Source organism: Bacillus sp. SIMBA_154 (assembly GCF_046536015.1).
In the GTDB taxonomy this organism is placed as follows: domain Bacteria; phylum Bacillota; class Bacilli; order Bacillales; family Bacillaceae; genus Bacillus; species Bacillus pumilus_P.
This window is the reverse complement of sequence record NZ_JAWJBV010000013.1, coordinates 39,972-63,034: the sequence shown is the minus strand read 5'-3', so window position 1 is coordinate 63,034 and position 23,063 is coordinate 39,972. Positions and strand designations below refer to the sequence as shown.

Here is a 23,063-nt window from a genome sequence, read left to right as displayed (position 1 = left end):
TTTTTGATGATCAAGTGCCTAATCTTTACAACCTGGATAAAAGATTGTAATCTAAGGAAGAAGTGAATCAACGTCAAAAGGGCCGGGTGATCGTGATGAACGTCGAGATAGAAAAGGTCATCATTGTAGAAGGTAAATCAGACAAACAAAAGCTAAAAGAAGTCATTAGTGAACCTGTTACCATCATTTGCACCAATGGTACGATCAGTACATCGAAGCTGGATCAGCTCGTGGACGATTTATTCGGAAAAGACGTTTACATATTAGCAGACAGTGACGATGCTGGCGACAAACTGCGGAAGCAATTTCGAAAAGAATTCCCTGAAGCACTTCATCTGTTTGTCGACAGAACGTACCGAGAAGTGGCCGCTTCACCGTCAGCCCACATTGCATCTATCCTATTAGCTGCAAACATTGATGTTCATTCGAAATATTTATGAGGGTGGACGTATATGAAAGAGATTGAAGAGCATGAATTGAAGGAGATAGAGGACGATTTATTTCTTTTGTACTTATATACACCGTTTTGCGGAACATGCCAGCTGGCAAAGAAAATGCTGACAGTCGTAGATGCCATGCAGCCGGATGTTCCATTTTACGAGAACAATTTAAACTACTCACCAGGCTTTGCGAAAGCATTTGAAATCGAAAGTGTACCTTGCTTTCTACTGTTTAAAAAAGGTGAGATTGTGCAAAAAGGCTACGCCTTTCACTCAGTTCCATATCTTCATGAAATGATTGAAACCGCTAAATAAAGCGGTTTTTTGTCATATTTCAAGCAATTCATTTGAAAATTTGTCGAGCTATTTATAAAGGACAAGCCGATGTTTGTAGAGAAATGTTATGTATAACCAAATGACAGGGAGGTTATACATGTGGAAAAAGTGAAAACCCACGGAAACGCTGGGCAGCGATTATTGTTAAAGCCGCTGCTCTCCTCATCATCCTTGAAGATTACATTTGAGGCGGAAACTGACTCTTGTACATTGATTGTGGATGAACGTGGTGAAGTGAAGAAACTGCCTGCAATTGAGTTATCGGATCTCATCTTCTATGGTGAGAGGAAAGAAATTCTACAATTATTAGATGGAGACATGTCCTTGCAGCAGCTTATCAGCAGGGGACAAGTCAAAGTCAAAGGCTCATTCCGCGCGCTTCTCAGACTAGAGGCTGTGCTTTGGCTGACGAACGGTTTTTTTCGGAAAATGATAACGTAGTCGTTTACTTGGAAATTAGCGATTTACAGCGTTGACATATCTCGGGTAGCATGATATTCTACGTTAGTAAAAACATGAACATCACATAAAACAACATATTTTCTCTTATTAAGAGAGGTGGAGGGACGTGCCCTATGAAACCCGGCAACCGTCAGCATAGCTGAAATTGGTGCCAATTCACTCAAAGCCGCAACGCTTTGAAAGATGAGAGAAAGGCGTATTTGAAATAAAAGGCCTTTCTGCTTGCGTTGCAGTTAGGTCTTTTTTACTGACTTAGCAGCAGGCTAGAGTCATGACAGCACGAAGAATAAATGAACGTATGTGATGGCAATCTATAGATTCAGCAAGAAAGCAGGTGAGCAGACTGTGATCCATTTACAGAATGTATCAAAAACGTACTACTCAAAAAGCGGAAATGTTGACGCAGTGAAAGACGTCAACTTGGATATTGATAAAGGTGAAATATTCGGAATTATCGGGTATAGCGGCGCGGGCAAAAGCTCTCTTATTCGCCTATTAAACGGTCTGGAGCTGCCAACAGAAGGAATTGTTGAAGTGGCAGGCAATCGGATCAATGAAGTATCGAATGCGAAACTTCGTAAAGCAAGACAGGAAATCAGCATGATCTTTCAGCACTTTAACCTACTTTGGTCAAGAACGGTAAGACAAAATATTATGTTCCCGCTCGAAATTGCAGGTGTTCCGACGTCAAAACGGAGAGCCCGTGCAAATGAACTAATTAAATTGGTCGGTTTAGAAGGGAAAGAAAATGCTTATCCTTCTCAGCTAAGCGGTGGACAAAAGCAGCGTGTGGGAATTGCGAGAGCATTAGCCAATGATCCAAAGGTTCTTCTATGTGACGAAGCTACATCTGCACTTGATCCGCAAACAACAGATTCCATCCTTGATCTTTTGGCCGATATCAATAAACGATTAGGGCTGACAATTGTGCTCATCACACACGAAATGCACGTCATTCGCAAAATCTGTCATCGTGTGGCAGTGATGGAGAATGGACGCATTGTCGAAGAAGGCGAAGTATTACGTGTCTTCAGACAACCGAAGGAAGAAATGACGAAGCGATTTGTGAAACAGCTTGCTGAACCAGAGGAAGCGAAAGAAACAATCGAACACGTCTTAGAGCGAGTAAAAGAGGGTCAGGTGGTACGGTTGTCCTTTATCGGCGATTCTGCCGAGCAGCCGCTGATCACTGAAATCGTTCGATCTTTTGAGGTCGATGTGAACATCCTTCAAGGAAAGATTTCTCAAACGCAGGAAGGCGCGTTTGGAACACTCTTTATCCATATTAATGGAGAAGAGACCGAGGTTGAAAAAGCCATCGCCTATATCCAAAGCAAACAGGTTGAAATTGAGGTGATGACACATGTTTGAGAAATGGTTTCCGAACGTTGATCTAGATGTCATTTGGAATGCAACGGGTGAAACGGTGTACATGACACTCATTTCACTAGCATTTGCTTTTATTATTGGTATCATCCTTGGACTATTGCTCTTTCTGACTAGTAAAGGCGGTCTTTGGGAAAATAAACCGATTAACACCGTTATTGGGGCAGTCGTCAACATTTTCAGATCGATTCCTTTTATCATTTTAATCATTCTTTTATTAGGGTTTACAAAATTAATAATGGGCACTATTTTAGGTCCAAATGCAGCGCTGCCTGCGCTTGTCATTGGGTCAGCTCCTTTCTATGCACGTCTTGTCGAAATTGCACTGCGAGAAGTAGACAAAGGAGTCATTGAAGCAGCACGATCCATGGGAGCTAAAACGTCTACGATTATTTTCAAAGTATTGCTGCCAGAATCACTGCCAGCCCTTATTTCAGGCATTACCGTGACAGCCATTGCTCTTATTGGCTCTACTGCGATCGCAGGTGCAATTGGAGCAGGTGGACTTGGTGACCTTGCCTATGTGGAAGGATACCAATCTGGTAATACAGATGTCACACTAGTAGCCACTGTGTTTATTCTCATCATCGTCTTTATTATTCAAATAATCGGTGATTTGATTACAAATAAAATTGATAAACGTTAAGGGAGGATTTATTCATGAAGAAATTGATTTTAAGTGCACTATTTCTAGCATTTGCAGGCATTTTAGCTGCATGCGGTTCATCTAATAACGTAAGCGAAAGCAAAACCATCACGGTTGCGGCTTCAAAAACACCACATGCCGAGATTCTTGAAGAAGCAAAACCACTTCTAAAAGAAAAAGGCTACGATTTAAAAGTGAAAGTGCTTAGCGATTATAAAATGTACAACAAAGCTTTAGCTGAAAAAGAAGTGGATGCGAACTTTTTCCAACATATTCCTTACTTGAACGAAGAAAATAAATCTAACAAAGATTATAACCTGGTAAGTGCTGGTGCGGTTCACCTAGAGCCTTTCGGTATCTACTCTAAGAAATACAAATCAGTGAAAGATATTCCAAACGGCGGAACGATCATCATGACAAACAACGTAGCTGAACAAGGCCGTATGCTTGCTCTTCTGCAAAATGCTGGTGTCATCAAGCTTGATCCAAAAGTAGATACAATCAACGCAACAGTGAAGAACATTAAAGAAAACCCGAAGAACCTAAAGTTCAAAAAAATCGCTCCTGAACTAACAGCGAAAGCTTATGAAAACAGTGAAGGCGATGCCGTGTTTATTAACGTCAACTATGCGATTCAAAATAAATTGAATCCGAAAAATGATTCAATCGAACTTGAGCAAACGAAGAACAACCCATATGCAAACATCGTGGCTGTTCGCAAAGGTGAAGAAAAATCAGATAAGATCAAGACGTTAATGGAAGTTCTTCACTCTGATAAAATCAAAGAATTTATCGACAAAAAATATGACGGTGCAGTTCTGCCTGTATCTGAATAATACGCTACAAAACCTCGCTTTCATCAAAGCGAGGTTTTCAGCATGTAGACAAACCCTCGCATTCGGTGTCAGTCCTGCGTGCCGGTGCTCACGAATGTCAAATTCGCTCCGCTCCAGTACTCGTCCTTCCTAGACTGCAAAGGTTTTCTATCACGCTGAAAAGAAGACAAAGGGCTAAAATAAAGATCATTTTAGCCCTTTGTCAACAATCTGAAACCTCGCTTACATCAAAGCGAGGTTTTTTGTGTATTTTTTCAAATCTCGCTCATAATAAAAACGTACAAATGACCTGAAGGGATGGAAACAAGATGAACGAACAGCATATGAGCGGATCCATGCAGCAATCACTAACTGATTATAAAACCGCAATGGGTGAATTTCAGAAGAAAATGCCGGTGTTTGGGAAGAAATTCAATGAATTTACAGAGCAGTGCTTCCAGAGCGATTCATTAACGCAAAAAGAAAAACAAATGATTGCCCTTGGCATCAGTATTCATGCACAGGATGAATACTGCATGATTTATCATACAAAGGGAGCGCTCGATCAAGGGGCGACAGAAGAGAATTTGCTAGAGGTCGTCAGTGTGGCGTCAGCGTTCGGAGGCGGGGCAGCCCTTAGCCAAGGAATCACTGTCGTACAGCAATGTATTGATGAATTTGGAGGACGTACTCATTAATAGAAGAAAAACATGGTATCTTTCCATCTCGGAGAGTTGAGTGCTTCTCATCCGAGTGTGTGAGAAAATATGCCAGCATAACGCGTTATACCCCTTTTGAGTGAAGCAGCATGCCTTTGATATAATAAAGCTACACTAAAAGAAGGGAATGGTTTATTATTTGTTCGGACCAGAGTACACTGGGATTGGATTATACCGCCGAGATGGAAAAGGCCATGCATAAATCTCATGGCATGAGCTATGCAGAGTATGAAAGAGACCATGACTTACGGATGAAAGTGGAATATAAACGAGAGCAGTCCTATCGAGATGAGAAAAGGCAGCTTGCAAAAATGAATATACGAGGCTATTGATAGCTAAGGGGCGGGGAGAACAGTTTCCCGTCCTTTCTTTATGGAAACAGTCTTTTTGACATAAATCCTTTTATCCACCTGCATTTTTTGTTAGAATTTTGAGAGCATCCTCTCACGCATATCGTGAATGTGTTGTATTCAGTTTTAATTTGTTATAAAATTAGAATGAGAATAAATTGAGAATAATGATTATTTTGGAGGTATCGATATATGACTGCTTCGACATTAACAATTAAGGACTTGCACGTTGAGATTGAAGGGAAAGAAATCTTAAAGGGTGTAAACCTCGAGATAAAAGGTGGAGAATTCCACGCAGTAATGGGACCAAACGGTACAGGTAAATCTACGTTATCTGCTGCAATTATGGGTCACCCGAAATATGAAGTAACAAAAGGCAGCATTTTGTTTGATGGCGAAGATGTACTTGAAATGGAAGTAGATGAGCGCGCACAAGCGGGTCTTTTCCTTGCCATGCAATACCCATCTGAAATCAGTGGTGTCACAAATGCGGACTTCCTTCGTTCTGCCATTAACGCACGCAGAGAAGAAGGCGAAGAAATCTCACTTATGAAATTCATCCGCAAAATGGACGAAAACATGGAGTTCCTTGAAATGGACCCAGACATGGCGCAGCGCTACCTTAACGAAGGTTTCTCAGGCGGGGAGAAAAAACGTAACGAAATTCTTCAATTGATGATGATTGAACCAAAGATCGCCATCCTTGACGAAATCGATTCTGGACTTGATATCGATGCCCTGAAAGTGGTTTCTAAAGGAATTAATAAAATGCGCGGCGAAAGTTTCGGCTGCTTAATGATTACTCACTATCAGCGTCTGCTGAACTACATCACACCAGATCATGTCCATGTGATGATGCAAGGACGTATCGTGAAATCTGGCGGACCAGAGCTAGCGCAGCGTTTAGAAGCAGAAGGCTATGACTGGATTAAAAAAGAGTTAGGAATTGAAGACGAAACTGTTGGTCAAGAAGCGTAAGCGTTAGGAGGATTATTGATGACATTAGAAACGAAATTATCAGTAGATCAAGATTATGTCAAAAGCTTCTCCGAGAAGCATCAGGAACCGGCATGGATGAGTTCCCTTCGCTTACAGGCTCTTGAAAAAGCAGAAGATCTCCCAATGCCAAAGCCTGACAAAACGAACATTTCAAAATGGAATTTAACCAATTTCAAACAGCATACAGTCGAAAGTGCGCCATTTGGATCACTAGAAGAGCTTCCAGAAGAAGTGAAATCGCTGATTGATCTAGATGACACAGACAAGACGGTCTACATTCAGCGTGATCAAACGCCAGCATACTTGTCTCTTTCAGCTGAAGCAAAAGACAAAGGTGTGATCTTCACTGATATTCATACAGCGATCCGCGAACATGGAGATCTAGTGCAGAAATACTTCATGACTGATGGAGTGAAAGTAGATGAGCATAAACTAACAGCTTTACATGCTGCTTTAGTCAATGGCGGAGCTTTCCTCTATGTACCGAAAAATGTGGAGCTTGAAGCACCAATTCAAGCAGTCTACCTTCATGAAAATGACGAAACGACTTTGTTCAATCATGTCATCGTCGTAGCGGACGATCATAGTGCTGTCACATATGTAGAAAACTACATTAGTATTGCAAAGCCGGAAGAAGCGATCTTCAACATCGTTTCTGAAGTATTCACAGGAGCAAACGCTCGCGTCACATACGGAGCAGTAGATAACCTTGCAGAAGGTGTCACAGTGTATGTGAACAGACGCGGTATGGCAAATGGCCGTGACAGTAAAATCGAATGGGCGCTTGGCCTGATGAATGATGGAGACGTAGTGTCTGAAAACATCACAAAGCTCATGGGCGACGGTACATTCGGTGATACGAAATCAGTTGTTGTCGGCAGGGGCAATCAAACGGAAAACTTTACAACAAGCATCATCCACTTCGGTAAAAACTCTGAAGGGTATATCTTGAAGCATGGTGTCATGAAGGATCAAGCATCCTCTATCTTTAACGGAATCGGTAAAATTGAGCATGGCGCAACGAAGGCAAATGCAGAGCAGGAATCACGTGTCCTCATGCTGAGTGAGAAAGCACGCGGTGACGCAAACCCAATTCTATTAATTGATGAAGATGATGTAACAGCAGGGCACGCTGCTTCTGTTGGGCGTGTAGATCCAATTCAATTGTATTACCTCATGAGCCGCGGGATTTCCAAAGAAGATGCAGAAAGACTTGTCATTTATGGCTTCTTAAATCCAGTTGTCAAAGAACTGCCGATTGAAGGAGTTAAAAAGCAGCTCGTTTCTGTGATTGAAAGGAAAGTAAAATAATGAATATCAAAGACGTTCGTGAGCAATTTCCAATCCTTCATCAGCAAGTGAACGGACATGATTTGGTGTATTTGGACAGTGCAGCAACTTCTCAAAAACCAAGAGTGGTCATTGATGCAATGAATGAGTATTACCGGTCTTACAACTCGAACGTCCACCGGGGTGTTCATACCCTTGGCACAAAAGCAACGGACGCATACGAGGGTGCGAGAGAGAAAGTTCGTGCATTCATCCGTGCTTCATCTGTCCAAGAAATTATTTTTACTAGAGGTACAACAACGGCGTTAAACACAGTGGCGATCAGCTATGCTAGAGCAAACCTCAAAGAAGGCGATGAGATTGTCATTACGCACATGGAGCACCATGCGAATATCATCCCTTGGCAGCAAGCAGCAAAAGCAACTGGCGCCACATTGAAATATATTCCGTTACAGGAAGACGGCACGCTATCGCTTGAAGATGTGAAGCAAACGATCACACATCAAACGAAAATCGTCGCTGTCACACACGTCTCAAACGTATTAGGAACCATCAACCCGATTAAAGAAATCGCCAAAATTGCGCACGATCATGGTGCAATCATTGTCGTCGATGGTGCGCAAAGCACCCCGCACATGCAAATTGATGTTCAGGATCTAGATTGTGACTTTTTCGCATTCTCTGGGCATAAAATGTGTGGACCGACTGGTATCGGTGTGCTTTACGGGAAGAAGGACCTTTTGAATAATATGGAGCCTGCTGAGTTTGGCGGTGAAATGATCGACTTTGTGGATCTGTATGATTCCACTTGGAAAGAGCTGCCGTGGAAATTTGAAGCGGGAACACCGATTATTGCAGGAGCAGTTGGACTAGGAAAAGCGATTGATTTCTTAAATGACATCGGGATGGAGGAAGTCAGCCGCTATGAGCATCAGCTTGCCACTTATGCGCTTGAGCGCTTTAAGGAGCTTGAAGGTGCGACTGTTTATGGACCGCAGCACCGGGCTGGACTTGTGACGTTTAACTTAGACGACGTCCATCCGCATGATGCGTCAACTGTTCTGGATACGGAAGGTGTCGCCATTCGTGCTGGACATCACTGTGCACAGCCGCTTATGAAATGGCTTGGTGTATCAGCGACTGCAAGAGCAAGCTTCTATCTGTACAATACAGAAGAAGAGATTGACGAGCTCATCGCAGCGCTCCGTAAGACAAAGGAGTATTTTACGAATGTCTTTTAATGTAAACTTAGACACACTGTACAGACAAGTGATTATGGATCATTATAAAAATCCGAGAAACAAAGGTGTGTTAAACGACAGCATTGTCGTCGATATGAACAACCCAACGTGTGGTGACCGCATTCGTCTAACGATGAAAATCGAAGACCAAAAAGTCACTGATGCGAAATTTGAAGGAGAAGGATGCTCTATTTCTATGGCATCTGCCTCTATGATGACGCAGGCGATTAAAGGGAAAGATATTGAAACAGCTTTGAAAATGTCTCAGATTTTCTCCGATATGATGCAAGGAAAAGAATACGACGATTCCATTGATCTTGGTGACATTGAGGCGCTGCAGGGAGTGGCAAAATTCCCAGCGCGCATCAAATGTGCAACACTATCCTGGAAGGCGCTTGAAAAAGGCGCATCTGCCGAAGAAAACGGCAAATCATAAGATTGGAGTGAAAATGGATGGCTAAAAAAATGCCAGATGTTGGTGAATATAAATACGGCTTTTCTGATAAAGACGTTTCCATTTTCCGTTCAGAGCGCGGACTGACAAAAGAAATCGTTGAAGAAATTTCTCGTATGAAAGAAGAGCCTCAGTGGATGCTCGACTTCCGTTTGAAATCTCTTGAGCACTTTTACAACATGCCGATGCCACAATGGGGCGGAGATTTAAATGCATTAAACTTTGATGAAATTACGTACTACGTAAAGCCATCAGAGCGTTCTGAGCGTTCTTGGGATGAAGTACCAGAAGAAATCAAACAAACCTTTGATAAGCTTGGAATCCCAGAAGCAGAGCAAAAGTATTTAGCAGGTGTATCTGCTCAGTATGAATCTGAAGTTGTGTACCACAATATGAAGCAAGACCTTGAAGACCTAGGGATTGTGTTTAAAGATACAGACAGCGCATTAAAAGAGAACGAAGACATCTTCCGTGAGCACTGGGCAAAAGTCATTCCGCCGACGGACAATAAATTTGCTGCGCTCAACTCGGCTGTATGGTCTGGTGGTTCATTTATCTACGTACCAAAGGGCGTAAAAGTAGATACACCACTTCAAGCATACTTCCGTATCAACTCTGAAAACATGGGTCAGTTCGAGCGTACACTCATCATCGTGGACGAAGGCGCGCATGTTCATTACGTAGAAGGCTGTACAGCACCAGTTTACACAACAAATTCACTTCATAGTGCGGTTGTTGAAATCATCGTGAAAAAAGGCGGCTACTGCCGTTATACAACGATTCAAAACTGGGCAAACAACGTCTTCAACCTTGTGACAAAACGTACGGTATGTGAAGAAAATGCGACAATGGAATGGATTGATGGAAACATCGGTTCTAAGCTGACAATGAAATATCCAGCAGTCATCCTAAAAGGTGAAGGCGCTCGTGGTATGACATTAAGTATTGCCCTAGCAGGTAAAGGTCAGCACCAAGATGCAGGTGCGAAAATGATTCACCTTGCACCAAACACATCTTCAACGATCGTATCGAAATCGATTTCGAAACAAGGCGGTAAAGTCACATACCGCGGAATCGTTCACTTCGGACGCAAAGCAGAGGGCGCACGCTCAAACATCGAGTGTGACACACTCATCATGGATAACAAATCAACATCTGATACGATCCCTTACAATGAAATCTTAAACGACAACATTTCATTAGAGCACGAAGCGAAGGTATCAAAAGTATCAGAAGAGCAGCTATTCTACTTGATGAGCCGCGGAATTTCTGAAGAAGAAGCAACAGAAATGATCGTCATGGGCTTCATCGAGCCATTCACAAAAGAACTGCCAATGGAATACGCCGTTGAAATGAACCGTCTGATTAAGTTTGAAATGGAAGGTTCAATTGGTTAAAATTTAAAAACCTTTATTTACAAGGGTTTGAATAGTGTAGAAGGCGAACTTTTGAAGTTCGTCTTCTTTTATTTTTCAGTAATATCTAGATAAATGTCCTCTGTTGTTTTAATCGATTTATGCCCCACAACCACATTAAAGAAGCAGTATTGCGCATGTGTAGGTTAAATCATGTGTGCCTTTATATTTGTACATATTACTCTGTCTGGAGATGATTCCTTAAGCACACCAGTCACAAACATATAAAAAAATAGAAAATTATAGAAATGTTAAAATCGCTTATGGTATGGTTCTCTAGATATTTTTTCAAAAACGATAATATGTAATATAGAAATATTTCATATTGTCGTTGACGAAACAACCTCTGTGTGTTTTAATTTGTAATATAAAGATATTTCAAAAAATCATATATGTGATTAGGGGCGATTTATTTGGAGAAAAGAAAATTAAATGAATTCGTAACATTCGTTCCCGGTATTAATCCAACAAGAACACAAAAGCAATTTGAAACTCAAGAAATAAAGTATTATGACCAAGCGTCTTTTGAAGCTGATTATCATCGTGAGGCCGTAGCTGTTGAAGAGAAGGCTAAACCTTTATTTCAGAGTAACCTATCGTTAAATGAAGGTGATGTTGTTATCAGTAACTCATTGCAGCTAGCCACAATTGTCGGTGAAAATAATGTTGGTAAAGTGTTGTCCCTCAACTTTACGAAAATAGAGTTTGATAGCGAACAACTTGATAAGAGGTATTTTCTTTACTTGTTTAATGCTCATAAAGATGTGAGGCAGCAAAAAGAAAGGGGGTCACAGGGTAGTGGCCCTATTCTAAGAATTCCGCTTCGTGCCCTTGGGGAAATGATCGTTCCAGTTGTTCCGATCGAGGAACAGAAGAAAATAGGCACTATATACGTAGAAACAATGAAGCTACAAAATAAGTTAAGCCAATACGCAGACTTGATAGGGCAGTTTACGAGCTCGGTAATAGAAGAAACATTAAAGGGGGAGTAATGAAATGAAGAGTCAATCGGAATTAGCATTTGAAAATGAAGTGATCGATTATTTGACCAAAATCGGTGGAGTAAAACAATGGGAATACAAAAAAAACATTAAAACAACTGAACAACTTTGGGATAACTTTAAAATAATCTTAGAACAAAACAATAGCGCTCGATTAGATGAACCCTTGTCTGTTACTGAATTTAATCAGGTGAAGAAAATCATCACGAGTATTGAATCACCTTACCAGGCAGGACAGTTTTTGTATGGTGTTAATGGTGTTTCTGAAATTGAAGTTGATCTTGATAATGGTAGGCATGTGTTCTTGACAGTATTCGACCAAGCCCAAGTCGGTGGCGGGAATACCGTTTATCAAGTAGTGAATCAAATTAAACGGCCAAAAGTTGTTGATGGTAAAACGACTCGTAGGTTTGATGTGACTTTGCTCATTAATGGTTTGCCGATTATTCAAATTGAATTAAAGAAAGCACTTCATAGCGCTACGGAATCTTTAAATCAGATGGAACAGTATATAGCTGAAAAACAATTCAGCGGTATCTTTTCAACTTTGCAGATTTTAATCGCGATGACACCGTTTGATATTCGTTATATGGCAAATACCCCACTCGAAAACTTTAACCGAGCTTTTGCTTTCAACTGGCAAAACGAAGATGATGCTCGCCCTATTCGATCATGGAAGACATTTGCGGATAAAGTGTTGTCCATTCCAATGGCTCATGATTTGGCAACACGTTACATGGTACTAGATGGTACAAAAAACAAAGAAAGTATCAAAGTCATGCGTCCCTATCAAGTCTATGCCACAAAGCGTGTACTTGATAAAGTTAGAAAGTTTGACTTTAAATATGATGGTGGTAAATTAGGATACATTTGGCACACGACAGGCTCAGGTAAAACAATCACAAGTTTTAAGACAGCGTGGCTTGCAAGCCGTCTATCAAATGTAGATAAAGTGATCTTCTTGGTTGACCGGATCGCACTTACCAACCAAACAGCTGATGCTTATAAAGCCTATGATCCTGTTGCTGGTTTTGAAGGGAAAACTGGTGTCGTTAGTGACACAGCCAATATCTCAGATCTTCATCGCAAACTAACGAAGAAAAGCGATAAGAACATCATTGTAACGAGTATCCAAAAAATGTCGCGTTATGTAGCGCGAGACAGCTTCAAGCCACTTAATGAAAATATTCTTTTTATCGTGGATGAAGCCCACCGATCAACTGGCAGTGGTACTGAAAATGAAGGGATGCTTGAAACGATTCGAAAAGCAATTCCTAATTCTGCTTGGATTGGTTATACTGGTACACCAAAATTCCCGGAAACACGAGAAATCTTTGGTGAACTATTACATGCATATACCATTAAAGAAGCAATTGCAGATAAAAATGTGTTAGGGTTTAACGTTGAATTTAAGGAAACAATCGAAGCTCCCGAAGATCCCACCGAAGATGATATTGATGATAATGTTCGTGGTAGTGTTTACGACTATAGTCCAGAACATGTGAAGTTAGTAGTGAAAGACATCTTCGATAACTGGAAGAAACGTTCAAATGAGCGTCAATATAATGCCTTGTTTACAGTTCACGTTGGTGGTAATAAACCAAGTACACCAAGAGCGATGGAATATTTCGATAAGTTTGCTGAAGAGAATGCGAATCGTCCAGCAGATCAACGATTAAAAGTTGCGGTGAGTTTCTCGGCAGATACATCCAATAGTATTCATCAACTGAAAACGAACGAGAACTTGCACAGAGCTATCAAAGCCTATAACGCAACGTTTGGCACAGCTTTTGATATGACGACAGTGAAAGCCTATACAGAAGACTTAGCAAGACGTTTGAACAAGACAGCTGATGATGGTAACTATTTAGATTTAGTCATCGTTGTGGATCAACTTTTGACCGGTTTTGATGCGCCTGAGATGAATACGCTCTATATTGATCGAACGCTTAAGGGTGGGAACTTGATTCAAGCATACTCACGTACAAATAGAATACATAACGCTGTCGAAAAGCCATGGGGAAATGTCGTGAATTATCGTTGGCCGGAGCAAAACGAGTATGAAATGAATAAGGCTTTTGCTGTTTATTCAAATCGTGCATCTGCCGACGAACAGCTTCCACTTGAAGAATTGAAGAAAGGCAACGAAGAGTCTGGTATCACTTCTAAACCATTTAGCAAGGTCCAAGCTGAGATGCAAGAAGTCATCAAGAAGCTTTCCACACTCACAGACGATTTTGTACAATTACCACCAAGTGAAAAAGCACAGGATGAAGTCTTTGAGAATCTGAAAGAGTATAATCGTTTGTTAAGTCAGTTGAAACAATATACCGAAGACGATGACAAAAATCCTATATCCGCCTATGATAATCCTGAAGAGTTCTATGAACGTCTAGGTATTACTGAAGAGCAGGAAGTTATTTTAACAACTGTCATTGTTGGTGAGTTGAAAGAACGACGTGCAAAGCGAGAAGACATTGATATTTCGCAAGTCAATCTCTCGATGGTTCATATTCACGATGTGACCATCAACTACGATTATTTGATTGAGTTGATCGCCCAGATGGCTGACGAAGTTCATGCAAACGAAATGTCGAAAGCGGAAAATACACGTGATGAAATCCATCTTGAAATCGCCAAGTCTGACAATGAAAAAGAAAAATCTAAGGTGAGTCATTTTGTATCTAAGATTTTCTCGAAAGAGTTTGAATTTGATCATTATCCAGCACCACGAAGTGTTGAGAAAATGAACCAAGCAATGGATCAAGCACAAAAGGATACGAATATCCAACTTGTAACGAACTTCATCCGGACTTGGGGACTTGATAACAGCACAAAACCTAAGGAACTTGAAAACTTGATTAAGAAACACCGATTAGGTCAAGAGGATATGGATAAACAAGGGGAGTTAACCGCAATCTTGAATGACGCAAGGGCTGATTATAAAGAAATTGCAGTTGAAGAGATTGCAGCCTTAAGTTGGGTTCGGTATCGAATTGAATTTCGTAAAGCATTTTACGAAATGGCCGACGAAATTAAGAAGGGGGAATAGTCAAGCGATCACATTATGCAAACTAGGAAAAAAGGAGAACGGTAATGAGCGATAAAATAATAAGATTACCTCAAATTAGATTCGCAGGATTTACTGATGGTTGGGAACAGCGAAGTGTTTCGGACTTTGCTGAAGAGGCGTATGGTGGAGGGACTCCAAAGACTTCTGTTGATGAATATTGGGGCGGTAACTTGCCGTGGATACAGTCATCCGATTTGGCTGAACATCAGGTATCAGATATTCAGGCAAAAAAGAAAATTACTAAAATAGGCTTAAAAAATTCTGCTGCAAAATTAGTACCAGCAAATTCTATCGCGATTGTTACACGGGTAGGTGTTGGAAAACTAGCATTTATGCAGTTTGAATACGCTACTAGCCAAGATTTTCTTTCGATCACTAAAATGAAAGTGAATGAATGGTTTGGAGTTTATTCGCTGTATAAGAAATTACAAAGCGAGTTACACGCAGTTCAAGGTACATCAATCAAAGGAATTACAAAAGAAGAATTGGTGAACAAGAAAATAATGGTTCCTGTTGAATTAGACGAACAACAAAAAATCGGTTCATTTTTCAAACAACTTGACGAAACTATCACCCTTCATCAGCGTAAGTTGGAACTGCTGAAGGATATGAAAAAGAGTCTACTGCAAAAAATGTTTCCGAAAGATGGAGCCAATGTTCCTGAAATTCGCTTTGCAGGATTTGCGGATGCTTGGGAACAGCATTCTTTGTCAAAGGTTGGTGATTTTGTAAGAACAAGTGTTGACCCACAAGCAACTCCCCGTGCTTCATTTGTTGAATATAGTATGCCTTCATATGACAACGGACGAAACCCTGAAACTGTTTTTGGCGACTCTATGCAGAGTATGCGTCTCAAAATTTCAGGAGATGTGTTGCTAATTAATAAGCTTAATGTTCGTCAGAAACGAATTTGGTTTGTGGAGGATGCCCCTAGCAATGCTGTTGCATCAAGTGAGTTCATGCCATTCACTTCAACTGAAATCGACTTGGCATTTTTGGAACAGCTAATGCTATCGGATAAGACAACAAGAGATTTAGAGTCAATTTCATCTGGTACATCAAACAGTCAAAAGCGTATTACACCATCTGACGTATTGAAGTATATAATCAAGTTTCCAGTTGACAGAGCAGAGCAAGAGAAAATTGGTTCTTTCTTTAAGAACATAGACAACCTTATCATCTTTCATCAACGTAATTTAAATTCGCTTAAAAATTTGAAGAAATCACTGCTTCAACAAATGTTTATATAAGAAAAGGAGATTACACAAATGAGTAGTGCAAAAGATATTACATCAAAACTATGGGGAATGGCTAACAAACTGCGTGGGACAATGGATGCAAGTGAGTATAAGAACTATATTTTACCATTTATGTTCTATCGCTACTTATCGGAAAATCAAGATGAATACTTAAAAATCAATGGTTTGGAAGAGTTCTACGAAGTGACAGATGAGACTGAAAAAGAAGATTACCTTGAAGAAATTAGTAAAGGTATTGGATATGGGATTGATCCTGCCTACACTTGGGACAAAATCGTATCAAAAATTGAAAATCATAAAATCAAAGCTAGTGACTTCCAAGATATGTTTGACTCATTCAATACAAATGCAAAACGTAACGCGATTGCCGAAGCTGATTTTGCTAATGTATTTTCAGATGTTAACCTTGGAGACACACGTCTAGGTTCAAGTACAAACGAACGTGCAAAGGCTTTGAATGATATCGTGTTGATAATTAACGAGTTCACTTTCAAAGACGATTCAGGGCACGACATTTTGGGTGACGTTTATGAATACTTGATTGGACAATTTGCTGCAAATGCTGGTAAAAAAGGAGGGGAATTTTATACACCTCATGAAGTTAGTCAAATCCTAGCGAAAATTGTTACGAATGATGCAGATGGAACTGACGGTCAATTCCGTGTTTATGACCCTACAATGGGATCGGGTTCACTTCTTCTAACAGTCCAAAAAGAATTACCAAATGGTGATGAAGAAGGAAGCGTTGAGTTTTACGGGCAAGAGTTGAATACGACGACTTATAACTTAGCCCGCATGAACTTGATGATGCATGGGGTAAATTATCGCAATATGGAGTTGAAACGTGCAGACACACTGGATGCTGACTGGCCATTTGCTGAAAAAGATGGAACACAAATTCCTTTGAAGTTCGACGCCGTCGTATCAAATCCCCCATACTCTCATAAATGGGATACAAAAGACGTTGATCGAGAAAAAGATACACGTTTCAAGGGTTACGGTGTAGCACCTGCATCTAAGGCAGATTATGCTTTTGTACTGCATGGACTTTATCATTTAGACAAAACTGGAACAATGGCTATCGTATTGCCACATGGGGTACTATTTCGAGGTGCTTCTGAAGGTAAAATCCGCAAAAATATCATAGATAATAATCTATTAGATACTGTTATTGGATTGCCCGCTAACTTGTTTTATGGCACAAGCATCCCAACCTGTGTCTTGGTATTCAAAGGTCGTGAAGCTCGTAAGAATAAAGATATTTTGTTTATCGATGCTTCAAATGAGTTTGTAAAAGGAAAGAACCAAAACAAACTCTCTCCTGAAAACATCGACAAAATTATTGAAACATACAGTAACCGTAAAGACGTTGAAAAATATGCTCATGTGGCATCTTTGGATGAAATAAAAGAAAATGATTACAATTTAAACATTCCACGTTATGTCGATACGTTTGAAGAAGAAGAAGTAATTCCACTTTCACAAGTGGCTCAAGAGTTGGCAGAAGTTAAAGCGGAAATTGCGAGTTCATATGATAATTTGTTTGGGTTAATGAATGAGCTGGAAGGGACAACAGATGAAGCCAAAGAAGAACTGAGTAAATTTATCCGTCTTTTAGGTAAATAATAGTCTTAAAAAAGAGCAAAGGATTTAATTCGTGGCTCTTTTTGGCTTTTAAAAATTTCTTTATTTCCGTTTTCTTTAGTTTATATATAAAAGTGCGTTTTAATTAGCACTATTTTATGCGGCATCTGCATATGCAAATTCGTATGTCAAAAGCGTTACAAGTCATATTTAAATATTTTTAAAAATGGATATATCAAAGGTTAGACCAGTTTGATTGTTATATTAGTTCATGCCATTTCGAACAATATTAATCAAGTTTGATAATGGAAGGTTCAATCGGTTAATAATAAAAGACCAAAAACATGATATCAACGTTTTTGGTCTTTTTGTTTTGCTCACATCCCGCCATGCGAGTAAAACGCATCAAAAGCTTTAGACAAATCGTCAGCTGCAGATGTCAAGATCGTTTCTTCTTCTAAAATCGCTGTTCCTTGTGCTCGGACAATATGAAATTGTTGAAAGCCCATCAAGTTTTGGAATATTTCTTTTAGGTAGTAATGTGAAAATTCCAGAGGTGTGTATCGATCGTTATTTGTGAAAATTGAGCCGCTTGCTTGAAGCAAAAGTACACGATAATCGTCAGTCATCAGCCCAACTGAACCATTTTCTGTATATTTGAATGTTTCTCTAGCAATCAAGATATTATCTATATAATCTTTCATACGTGACGTCACATTAAAATTATGAACAGGTGATACAATCACGATTCGATGATGTGCTTTGAATTGAGCCAATAAAGCGGATGAAGCAGCAACGATTTTTTGTTCGGCAGCTGTTAATGTTTGTTCAGATGCTTGCTTATCCCAAATACGTAGCAGCTGGTCTTTTTCGATACGAGGAATTTCAGTTTGATGTAAATGTAAAATTGTTGGTTCTTCATGAGGGAATTTTTCTTTAAACTGTTTTAGAAATAGTGTTTGCAGCTTGTTTGAATAACTTTCTCGATGAGTGAAATCAGGGTGCGCGTTAATGATGAATGTTTGCATATACATGCTCCTTTTCTTTTGATAAGCTGAGTATAAATGATAAAGGTGACAATAGAAGTCACCTTTTTAAGAGGGGAAACAAATGAAAAAATCAGAACGATTAAACCAAGAGCTTATTTTTTTAAGTGATAAATACTCATTTCAGTTAAAGGATTTAGAAACGGAATTTGGTATATCTAAACGCACAGCTCTGAGAGATATGGAAGAGCTGGAGTCCATGGGCTTAGCTTTTTACGTTGAAAATGGCAGACATGGAGGATATCGGCTAGTGAATCAATCTCCATTGGTTCCTATTTATTTCAATACTGATGAAGTTCAAGCTATTTTTTTCGCGCTTAAAGCGCTAGACCTGGTGTCAGCAACACCATTTAGAAAATCCTACTCACAAATTCGGCAAAAGCTGTTTGCCACAATGTCTGATGAGAGAAAGCAAACGATTACGGAGACTTTGAATGTGATTCATTACTATAATGTCGCACCAGTTAGTGAACAAAATCATTTGGAATTGATTTTACAGGCGATGATGAAAGATCAAATCGTGAAGATGACTTACACTCAGCATGAAAATAAACGAATCAGGCTACAATTTTTTGAGTTATTTTATCGAAATGGCATTTGGTTTTCTAACGCATATGATGTTCAACATAAAAAATGGGGCATTTATAGATGTGATTGTATGACTGAAATGATGGTTGAAGAAGAAACGACAGATACATTGACTAAAGAAGAGTTAAAAGAACTGCAACTCGAATACGAAAAAAACTTTCATGATATTTCATTTAAATGTCGATTAACACAACAAGGAAAAGAAAAATTTCTGAAGAATCATTATCCTAATATGAGACTGGAGATCGTTGATGACACGCCTTATATTGTGGGTGGGTACAACCAAGAGGAATTATCGTATATGACTCACTTTTGATCTCATTTGGGAAACATGTGAAAATTGAATACCCAGATGAATTAAAAAAGAGTTATTTGACTCAATTGCAAGAAATGATTGATCAGTATTGAAGTGTTGAACTGATAGTATCTGAATGACTAAAACTTAACATAATACAAAAAAGGCGAACTGCAGGAATTCGCCCTTTTTTCTATTATTTCGCCGCATGGAATGTATTTGTTTTCGGTTTATCATGTACCTTCCCATACGTCAGCTGCCGCCAAATAAACTCCATCGGTCCATATTTAAACCGTTTTAACCATAGCGTACTGAAGAGCACTAGAAAGGCATAGACACCCAGTCCAATCATGAACGTACCCGCAGGCTGAAGATGATCGACAAGCCCGGCTCCGTACTTCAGAAATAGCATGGTTCCAATGATCGAGTGAAGCAAATAACAGGTCAGTGACATCCGTCCGACTTTGGTAAAGACCATTAAAGCACCTCGCAGCTGAGGCACGTGCAGAAACAGCATCGCAAGTGTACTCATATAGAACATACTGCCAGTTAATCCCCCGTTTTGTTCAAGGGCAGAGACAATGTTCATCCATGGCGTATTTTCAAAAGGATTGACCGCCGTCATGATCGTACTGCCTTGGGTGATGAGAAAAGCGATTGTACAAATGATCCAAATGCGATTCCAAATTGCTTTTTTCGCCTCCATGTTTTTGAAAAACTCCATTTTCAAAAAATACACACCAAGTAAAAATATGAAGAACATAGAATAGACAGTGAAAAATGAACTGGAAGCCATCGTCACCATATCAGCCCACCTGTCTCCGATGGATGCTAAATAATTCAGACTGTTGTGGCTGTTCAGCTCGAAATCAGCAAAATCGGGCTTGCCTGATGATCCTGTACTGATGGTATTAAGCAGCATCGTGAAAAAGGGTGTGAGCAATTGAATCACAAAGAGTGTGATCAGCCAGTTTCGGATGGTTTTGGCTGTGCGTTTGTAAAAGAAAAGCAATAAAAAGCCAGTGACTGCATAATAGGCCAAAATATCACCAATCCAAACAAAAGTTAAATGCAGAAGGCCAAACCCTAAGAGAATGGTTAACCTGCGGGCAAACAGCTTGTTTGGGCTGTCCACCTTCTGAGCAGCTCGATCCATAAAAATCATAAAACCAACCCCGAATAGGAAGGAAAACAACGTAATGAATTTCCCTGAGGCAAACCAATTCACCACATTGTGAAAGACATCATTTGACTCCATATCGAATCCCTTCGCAGAATCCACGATCAAAAAGTAATTGACCAGAATAATTCCCATTAAGGCGAATCCTCTTACGATGTCTAAGAAATGAACTCGATCCTTCAAATTCATCGCGTGTGCTACTTTGTTTGCATTCATATCCATGCTCCTTTTCCTGTTATAATAGATGTGATTCGGATCTAATCATTGATCCTTACAATGAATTAATATAAAGACCAATTCTTAACAATTTATGAAGAAGCAAATTTTGGGAAATGAATGTGACAAATTGATGGCAGACCTTCACTTTCATATCCTGTTAAGATTTATACCGTATTCTTTTCACGTTGTTAGATGATATATAGTAAAGACATAAGAAATTCACGTATCATGAGGTGAGAGAGACATGACCCATCGAATATTAGTCGTAGAGGATGATCAGGATATTGGAGACCTTTTGCAGGAATCCCTTACACGCGCAGGATATGAGGTGCTAAGAGCGATGAATGGCGAGCAAGCATTAAAGCTTGTGAACGATTCGCTCGATTTGGTGATGTTGGATGTGATGATGCCAGGCATCTCAGGCATCGAAACGTGCCAGCAGATGAGAGCCTCCTCTAACGTCCCCATTCTATTTCTGACAGCCAAATCAAGTACATTCGATAAAACCGAAGGATTACTTGCTGGCGGGGATGATTATATGACAAAGCCCTTCTCAGAAGAGGAGCTTCATGCTAGAGTGATTGCTCAATTACGCAGATATACAATCTACCAGGAAAAGAAGGAACAGGAAGAGACCTTTCTCGTTGGGGGCAAGCTGAGGGTGAGCGAAGAATTTAACGAAGTATGGAAAGAAAGTCAGCAGATTAAGTTGTCTGATCTAGAATATCGCATTTTGAAGCTGCTCATGAGCAGACGAAACAAAATATTTTCCGCCCAAAATATTTATGAGAGTGTGTGGGGACAGCCTTATTTTTATTGTTCCAACAATACGGTAATGGTGCATATTCGAAAGCTGCGTGCCAAAATTGAAGACGACCCGGCTCGTCCCGTGTATATCAAAACGGAATGGGGGAGAGGATATCGGTTTGGCACATCGTAAATATACGCTAGCCAAAAAGCTGGCACTGCTGATTTTGACAGCTGCGGTCGTGAGTGGGATTGTCTTTTTGACACTGCAAAAAATCACCAATGATCTGATCGATGGATATTTGAGTTCGGATGAGTATTACGAGGAGGAGTCAGCCAGGTACATTCAAAAATTCAGTGGCTACGTGTCAGAGCATGATCTGTCTTCAACAGACCGAAAAGCGTTTGGTGAGTGGGTGAAAAAAGAAAATTACATTAATCTCACCATCTTCAAGGATCAAGTGCTGCAATATGATTCCATTTACTCCGCTGCCGATGAATCGGCATATGGAAAAGAAAAAGTGACGCAGTACGCTCAGCAGCATTCGTATCCGGTTCAGTTCAGCGACGGTGAAGGCCGTGTCATGGTGGACGGCTTCTACTCATCTCGATATCACGATCTTGCCTTTACACTAGAGCTGCTCGGTGCGACGCTCATTTTTCTCATCATTGTTCTACTTGGCATTCGCAAAAGTCTACGCTACCTGCAAACGATCCATCAAGAAATTCATATTCTTGAAGGCGGCGAGTTGGACTACGAGATAACTGTAAAGGGTCATGATGAATTAGCCATGATTGCAAAGAGCATTGAGGATCTGCGAAAAGCTTTTCTAGACAAGCTTCAAGCCATCGACGAGCTGCAGGAAGAGAGCCGCAGTTTGGTCACCGAAATGTCGCATGACATGCGTACACCGCTGACGTCGCTGATGATGAATCTGGAGTTTGCGAAAAAAGAGGAGGATGGACAGGACACCCGCAAAGATGACTATATAGCCAATGCCTATGGAAAAGCACTGCAATTGAAAAATCTGTCTGACAATCTGTTTGCCTATTTTCTGCTTGATAAAGAACATGAACCTGAGCTTGAGACCGTTGCAGTCAAAGAGGTGATTTATGATCTCTTATCAGATCAGGTGGCGATCTTGCAGCAAGAGACATTCAAGGTTCATCTTTTAGGAGAGCTGCCTGACAGCTATATTAACGTGAATGTCGAGGAACTTGGCCGAGTGTTTGATAATCTGATGTCCAACATACTGAAATACGCCGATCCGAAAAAAGACATCAATCTCACGTTTTTATCCGATCAAGAAGTCTTTGAGATTCATGTGAGCAATGCGATAAAAGAGACAAATGGCACACAGGAAAGCACTGGACTTGGTGAACGAAGCATGAAACGAATGATGTCCCGCATGCACGGGCAGTTTGAACAGATAGAAAAGAACGCTGTTTACTATATCGTGCTGCGATTTTGGCACATCAAAATATAGACGACAAATGAATAACATGGAATGGAGAGAC

General features: G+C 40.2%; 22 protein-coding genes and 1 riboswitch. Of the genes, 20 read left to right on the top strand and 2 right to left on the bottom strand.

The window, feature by feature from the left end; genetic code table 11:
• Nucleotides 1-95 precede the first annotated feature (95 nt).
• The 17 genes from R0K30_RS15885 (at nucleotide 96) to R0K30_RS15805 (ending at nucleotide 17,512) form a co-directional block, all read left to right on the top strand.
• Nucleotides 96-440 carry a toprim domain-containing protein gene (locus R0K30_RS15885; RefSeq protein WP_008347035.1) on the top strand — a complete coding sequence of 115 codons (345 nt, stop codon included), beginning with the start codon at nucleotides 96-98 and terminating at the stop codon, nucleotides 438-440.
• A gap of 12 nt (nucleotides 441-452) precedes the next feature.
• The gene (locus R0K30_RS15880) at nucleotides 453-755 is read left to right on the top strand and encodes a thioredoxin family protein (protein ID WP_099727005.1); all 303 of its coding nucleotides are present in this window, start codon (nucleotides 453-455) and stop codon (nucleotides 753-755) included.
• A gap of 120 nt (nucleotides 756-875) precedes the next feature.
• Nucleotides 876-1,217, top strand: coding sequence for an SCP2 sterol-binding domain-containing protein (locus R0K30_RS15875; RefSeq protein ID WP_099727006.1), 342 nt, complete (start codon nucleotides 876-878; stop codon nucleotides 1,215-1,217).
• A gap of 102 nt (nucleotides 1,218-1,319) precedes the next feature.
• Nucleotides 1,320-1,428: riboswitch (SAM riboswitch) on the top strand.
• A gap of 155 nt (nucleotides 1,429-1,583) precedes the next feature.
• Nucleotides 1,584-2,609 carry a methionine ABC transporter ATP-binding protein gene (locus R0K30_RS15870; RefSeq protein WP_099727007.1) on the top strand — a complete coding sequence of 342 codons (1,026 nt, stop codon included), beginning with the start codon at nucleotides 1,584-1,586 and terminating at the stop codon, nucleotides 2,607-2,609.
• Complete coding sequence (locus R0K30_RS15865) at nucleotides 2,602-3,270, top strand: methionine ABC transporter permease (protein WP_099727008.1); 669 nt, start codon at nucleotides 2,602-2,604, stop codon at nucleotides 3,268-3,270. The genes R0K30_RS15870 and R0K30_RS15865 overlap by 8 nt, the downstream gene beginning before the upstream one ends.
• 14 nt (nucleotides 3,271-3,284) lie before the next feature.
• A complete protein-coding gene (gene metQ / locus R0K30_RS15860; RefSeq protein WP_410611645.1) occupies nucleotides 3,285-4,106 on the top strand; it encodes a methionine ABC transporter substrate-binding lipoprotein MetQ in 822 nt (273 codons plus the stop codon).
• A gap of 308 nt (nucleotides 4,107-4,414) precedes the next feature.
• Nucleotides 4,415-4,783, top strand: coding sequence for a carboxymuconolactone decarboxylase family protein (locus tag R0K30_RS15855; RefSeq protein ID WP_410611643.1), 369 nt, complete (start codon nucleotides 4,415-4,417; stop codon nucleotides 4,781-4,783).
• 215 nt (nucleotides 4,784-4,998) lie between these two features.
• Nucleotides 4,999-5,136, top strand: coding sequence for a YuzK family famiily protein (locus R0K30_RS15850; RefSeq protein ID WP_167331417.1), 138 nt, complete (start codon nucleotides 4,999-5,001; stop codon nucleotides 5,134-5,136).
• A 210-nt stretch (nucleotides 5,137-5,346) separates the two neighbouring features.
• Nucleotides 5,347-6,132, top strand: a complete 786-nt coding sequence (gene sufC / locus R0K30_RS15845; RefSeq protein WP_099727012.1) for a Fe-S cluster assembly ATPase SufC — start codon at nucleotides 5,347-5,349, stop codon at nucleotides 6,130-6,132.
• 18 nt (nucleotides 6,133-6,150) lie between these two features.
• The gene (gene sufD, locus R0K30_RS15840) at nucleotides 6,151-7,464 is read left to right on the top strand and encodes a Fe-S cluster assembly protein SufD (protein WP_230030770.1); all 1,314 of its coding nucleotides are present in this window, start codon (nucleotides 6,151-6,153) and stop codon (nucleotides 7,462-7,464) included.
• Nucleotides 7,464-8,684: a cysteine desulfurase gene (locus R0K30_RS15835; RefSeq protein WP_003213010.1), complete on the top strand. Its 1,221-nt coding sequence runs from the start codon at nucleotides 7,464-7,466 to the stop codon at nucleotides 8,682-8,684. Before sufD ends, R0K30_RS15835 begins: the two co-directional genes overlap by 1 nt.
• Nucleotides 8,674-9,120, top strand: coding sequence for a Fe-S cluster assembly sulfur transfer protein SufU (sufU, locus tag R0K30_RS15830; RefSeq protein ID WP_249704889.1), 447 nt, complete (start codon nucleotides 8,674-8,676; stop codon nucleotides 9,118-9,120). The genes R0K30_RS15835 and sufU overlap by 11 nt, the downstream gene beginning before the upstream one ends.
• 17 nt (nucleotides 9,121-9,137) lie before the next feature.
• On the top strand, nucleotides 9,138-10,535 hold the full coding sequence (gene sufB, locus R0K30_RS15825) for a Fe-S cluster assembly protein SufB (protein WP_007500362.1): 1,398 nt from the start codon (nucleotides 9,138-9,140) through the stop codon (nucleotides 10,533-10,535).
• A 431-nt stretch (nucleotides 10,536-10,966) separates the two neighbouring features.
• Nucleotides 10,967-11,545, top strand: a complete 579-nt coding sequence (locus tag R0K30_RS15820; RefSeq protein ID WP_148959702.1) for a restriction endonuclease subunit S — start codon at nucleotides 10,967-10,969, stop codon at nucleotides 11,543-11,545.
• Between the two features lie 4 nt (nucleotides 11,546-11,549).
• Nucleotides 11,550-14,606, top strand: coding sequence for a type I restriction endonuclease subunit R (locus tag R0K30_RS15815; protein ID WP_410611637.1), 3,057 nt, complete (start codon nucleotides 11,550-11,552; stop codon nucleotides 14,604-14,606).
• 44 nt (nucleotides 14,607-14,650) lie between these two features.
• Entirely contained in the window at nucleotides 14,651-15,877 is a 1,227-nt protein-coding gene (locus tag R0K30_RS15810; protein WP_410611635.1) for a restriction endonuclease subunit S, read from the top strand.
• A gap of 18 nt (nucleotides 15,878-15,895) precedes the next feature.
• Nucleotides 15,896-17,512 carry a type I restriction-modification system subunit M gene (locus R0K30_RS15805; RefSeq protein ID WP_410611633.1) on the top strand — a complete coding sequence of 539 codons (1,617 nt, stop codon included), beginning with the start codon at nucleotides 15,896-15,898 and terminating at the stop codon, nucleotides 17,510-17,512.
• Between the two features lie 335 nt (nucleotides 17,513-17,847).
• On the opposite strand, the gene R0K30_RS15800 is transcribed toward R0K30_RS15805, so the two are convergent.
• Entirely contained in the window at nucleotides 17,848-18,498 is a 651-nt protein-coding gene (locus tag R0K30_RS15800) for an FMN-dependent NADH-azoreductase (protein WP_410611631.1), read from the bottom strand.
• 82 nt (nucleotides 18,499-18,580) lie between these two features.
• Here R0K30_RS15800 and R0K30_RS15795 point away from each other — a divergent pair, with 82 nt between their 5' ends.
• Nucleotides 18,581-19,420 carry a helix-turn-helix transcriptional regulator gene (locus tag R0K30_RS15795; RefSeq protein WP_410611629.1) on the top strand — a complete coding sequence of 280 codons (840 nt, stop codon included), beginning with the start codon at nucleotides 18,581-18,583 and terminating at the stop codon, nucleotides 19,418-19,420.
• A gap of 175 nt (nucleotides 19,421-19,595) precedes the next feature.
• On the opposite strand, the gene R0K30_RS15790 is transcribed toward R0K30_RS15795, so the two are convergent.
• Nucleotides 19,596-20,795: a DUF418 domain-containing protein gene (locus R0K30_RS15790; RefSeq protein WP_410611627.1), complete on the bottom strand. Its 1,200-nt coding sequence runs from the start codon at nucleotides 20,793-20,795 to the stop codon at nucleotides 19,596-19,598.
• Between the two features lie 247 nt (nucleotides 20,796-21,042).
• Here R0K30_RS15790 and R0K30_RS15785 point away from each other — a divergent pair, with 247 nt between their 5' ends.
• Together R0K30_RS15785 and R0K30_RS15780 are read left to right on the top strand one after the other, a co-directional pair.
• Complete coding sequence (locus R0K30_RS15785) at nucleotides 21,043-21,738, top strand: response regulator transcription factor (protein ID WP_099727024.1); 696 nt, start codon at nucleotides 21,043-21,045, stop codon at nucleotides 21,736-21,738.
• Entirely contained in the window at nucleotides 21,725-23,032 is a 1,308-nt protein-coding gene (locus R0K30_RS15780; RefSeq protein ID WP_410611624.1) for a HAMP domain-containing sensor histidine kinase, read from the top strand. Before R0K30_RS15785 ends, R0K30_RS15780 begins: the two co-directional genes overlap by 14 nt.
• Nucleotides 23,033-23,063: the final 31 nt, after the last annotated feature.

Excerpts from the sequence above, each read along its gene's own strand:
- R0K30_RS15885 (WP_008347035.1), top strand. The coding sequence starts at position 96 with ATGAACGTCGAGATAGAAAAGGTCATCATTGTAGAAGGTAAATCAGAC.
- R0K30_RS15880 (WP_099727005.1), top strand. The coding sequence starts at position 453 with ATGAAAGAGATTGAAGAGCATGAATTGAAGGAGATAGAGGACGATTTA.
- R0K30_RS15865 (WP_099727008.1), top strand. The coding sequence starts at position 2,602 with ATGTTTGAGAAATGGTTTCCGAACGTTGATCTAGATGTCATTTGGAAT.
- metQ (WP_410611645.1), top strand. The coding sequence starts at position 3,285 with ATGAAGAAATTGATTTTAAGTGCACTATTTCTAGCATTTGCAGGCATT.
- R0K30_RS15855 (WP_410611643.1), top strand. The coding sequence starts at position 4,415 with ATGAACGAACAGCATATGAGCGGATCCATGCAGCAATCACTAACTGAT.
- R0K30_RS15850 (WP_167331417.1), top strand. The coding sequence starts at position 4,999 with ATGCATAAATCTCATGGCATGAGCTATGCAGAGTATGAAAGAGACCAT.
- sufC (WP_099727012.1), top strand. The coding sequence starts at position 5,347 with ATGACTGCTTCGACATTAACAATTAAGGACTTGCACGTTGAGATTGAA.
- sufD (WP_230030770.1), top strand. The coding sequence starts at position 6,151 with ATGACATTAGAAACGAAATTATCAGTAGATCAAGATTATGTCAAAAGC.
- R0K30_RS15835 (WP_003213010.1), top strand. The coding sequence starts at position 7,464 with ATGAATATCAAAGACGTTCGTGAGCAATTTCCAATCCTTCATCAGCAA.
- sufU (WP_249704889.1), top strand. The coding sequence starts at position 8,674 with ATGTCTTTTAATGTAAACTTAGACACACTGTACAGACAAGTGATTATG.
- sufB (WP_007500362.1), top strand. The coding sequence starts at position 9,138 with ATGGCTAAAAAAATGCCAGATGTTGGTGAATATAAATACGGCTTTTCT.
- R0K30_RS15815 (WP_410611637.1), top strand. The coding sequence starts at position 11,550 with ATGAAGAGTCAATCGGAATTAGCATTTGAAAATGAAGTGATCGATTAT.
- R0K30_RS15810 (WP_410611635.1), top strand. The coding sequence starts at position 14,651 with ATGAGCGATAAAATAATAAGATTACCTCAAATTAGATTCGCAGGATTT.
- R0K30_RS15805 (WP_410611633.1), top strand. The coding sequence starts at position 15,896 with ATGAGTAGTGCAAAAGATATTACATCAAAACTATGGGGAATGGCTAAC.
- R0K30_RS15800 (WP_410611631.1), bottom strand. The coding sequence starts at position 18,498 with ATGCAAACATTCATCATTAACGCGCACCCTGATTTCACTCATCGAGAA.
- R0K30_RS15795 (WP_410611629.1), top strand. The coding sequence starts at position 18,581 with ATGAAAAAATCAGAACGATTAAACCAAGAGCTTATTTTTTTAAGTGAT.
- R0K30_RS15790 (WP_410611627.1), bottom strand. The coding sequence starts at position 20,795 with ATGAATGCAAACAAAGTAGCACACGCGATGAATTTGAAGGATCGAGTT.
- R0K30_RS15785 (WP_099727024.1), top strand. The coding sequence starts at position 21,043 with ATGACCCATCGAATATTAGTCGTAGAGGATGATCAGGATATTGGAGAC.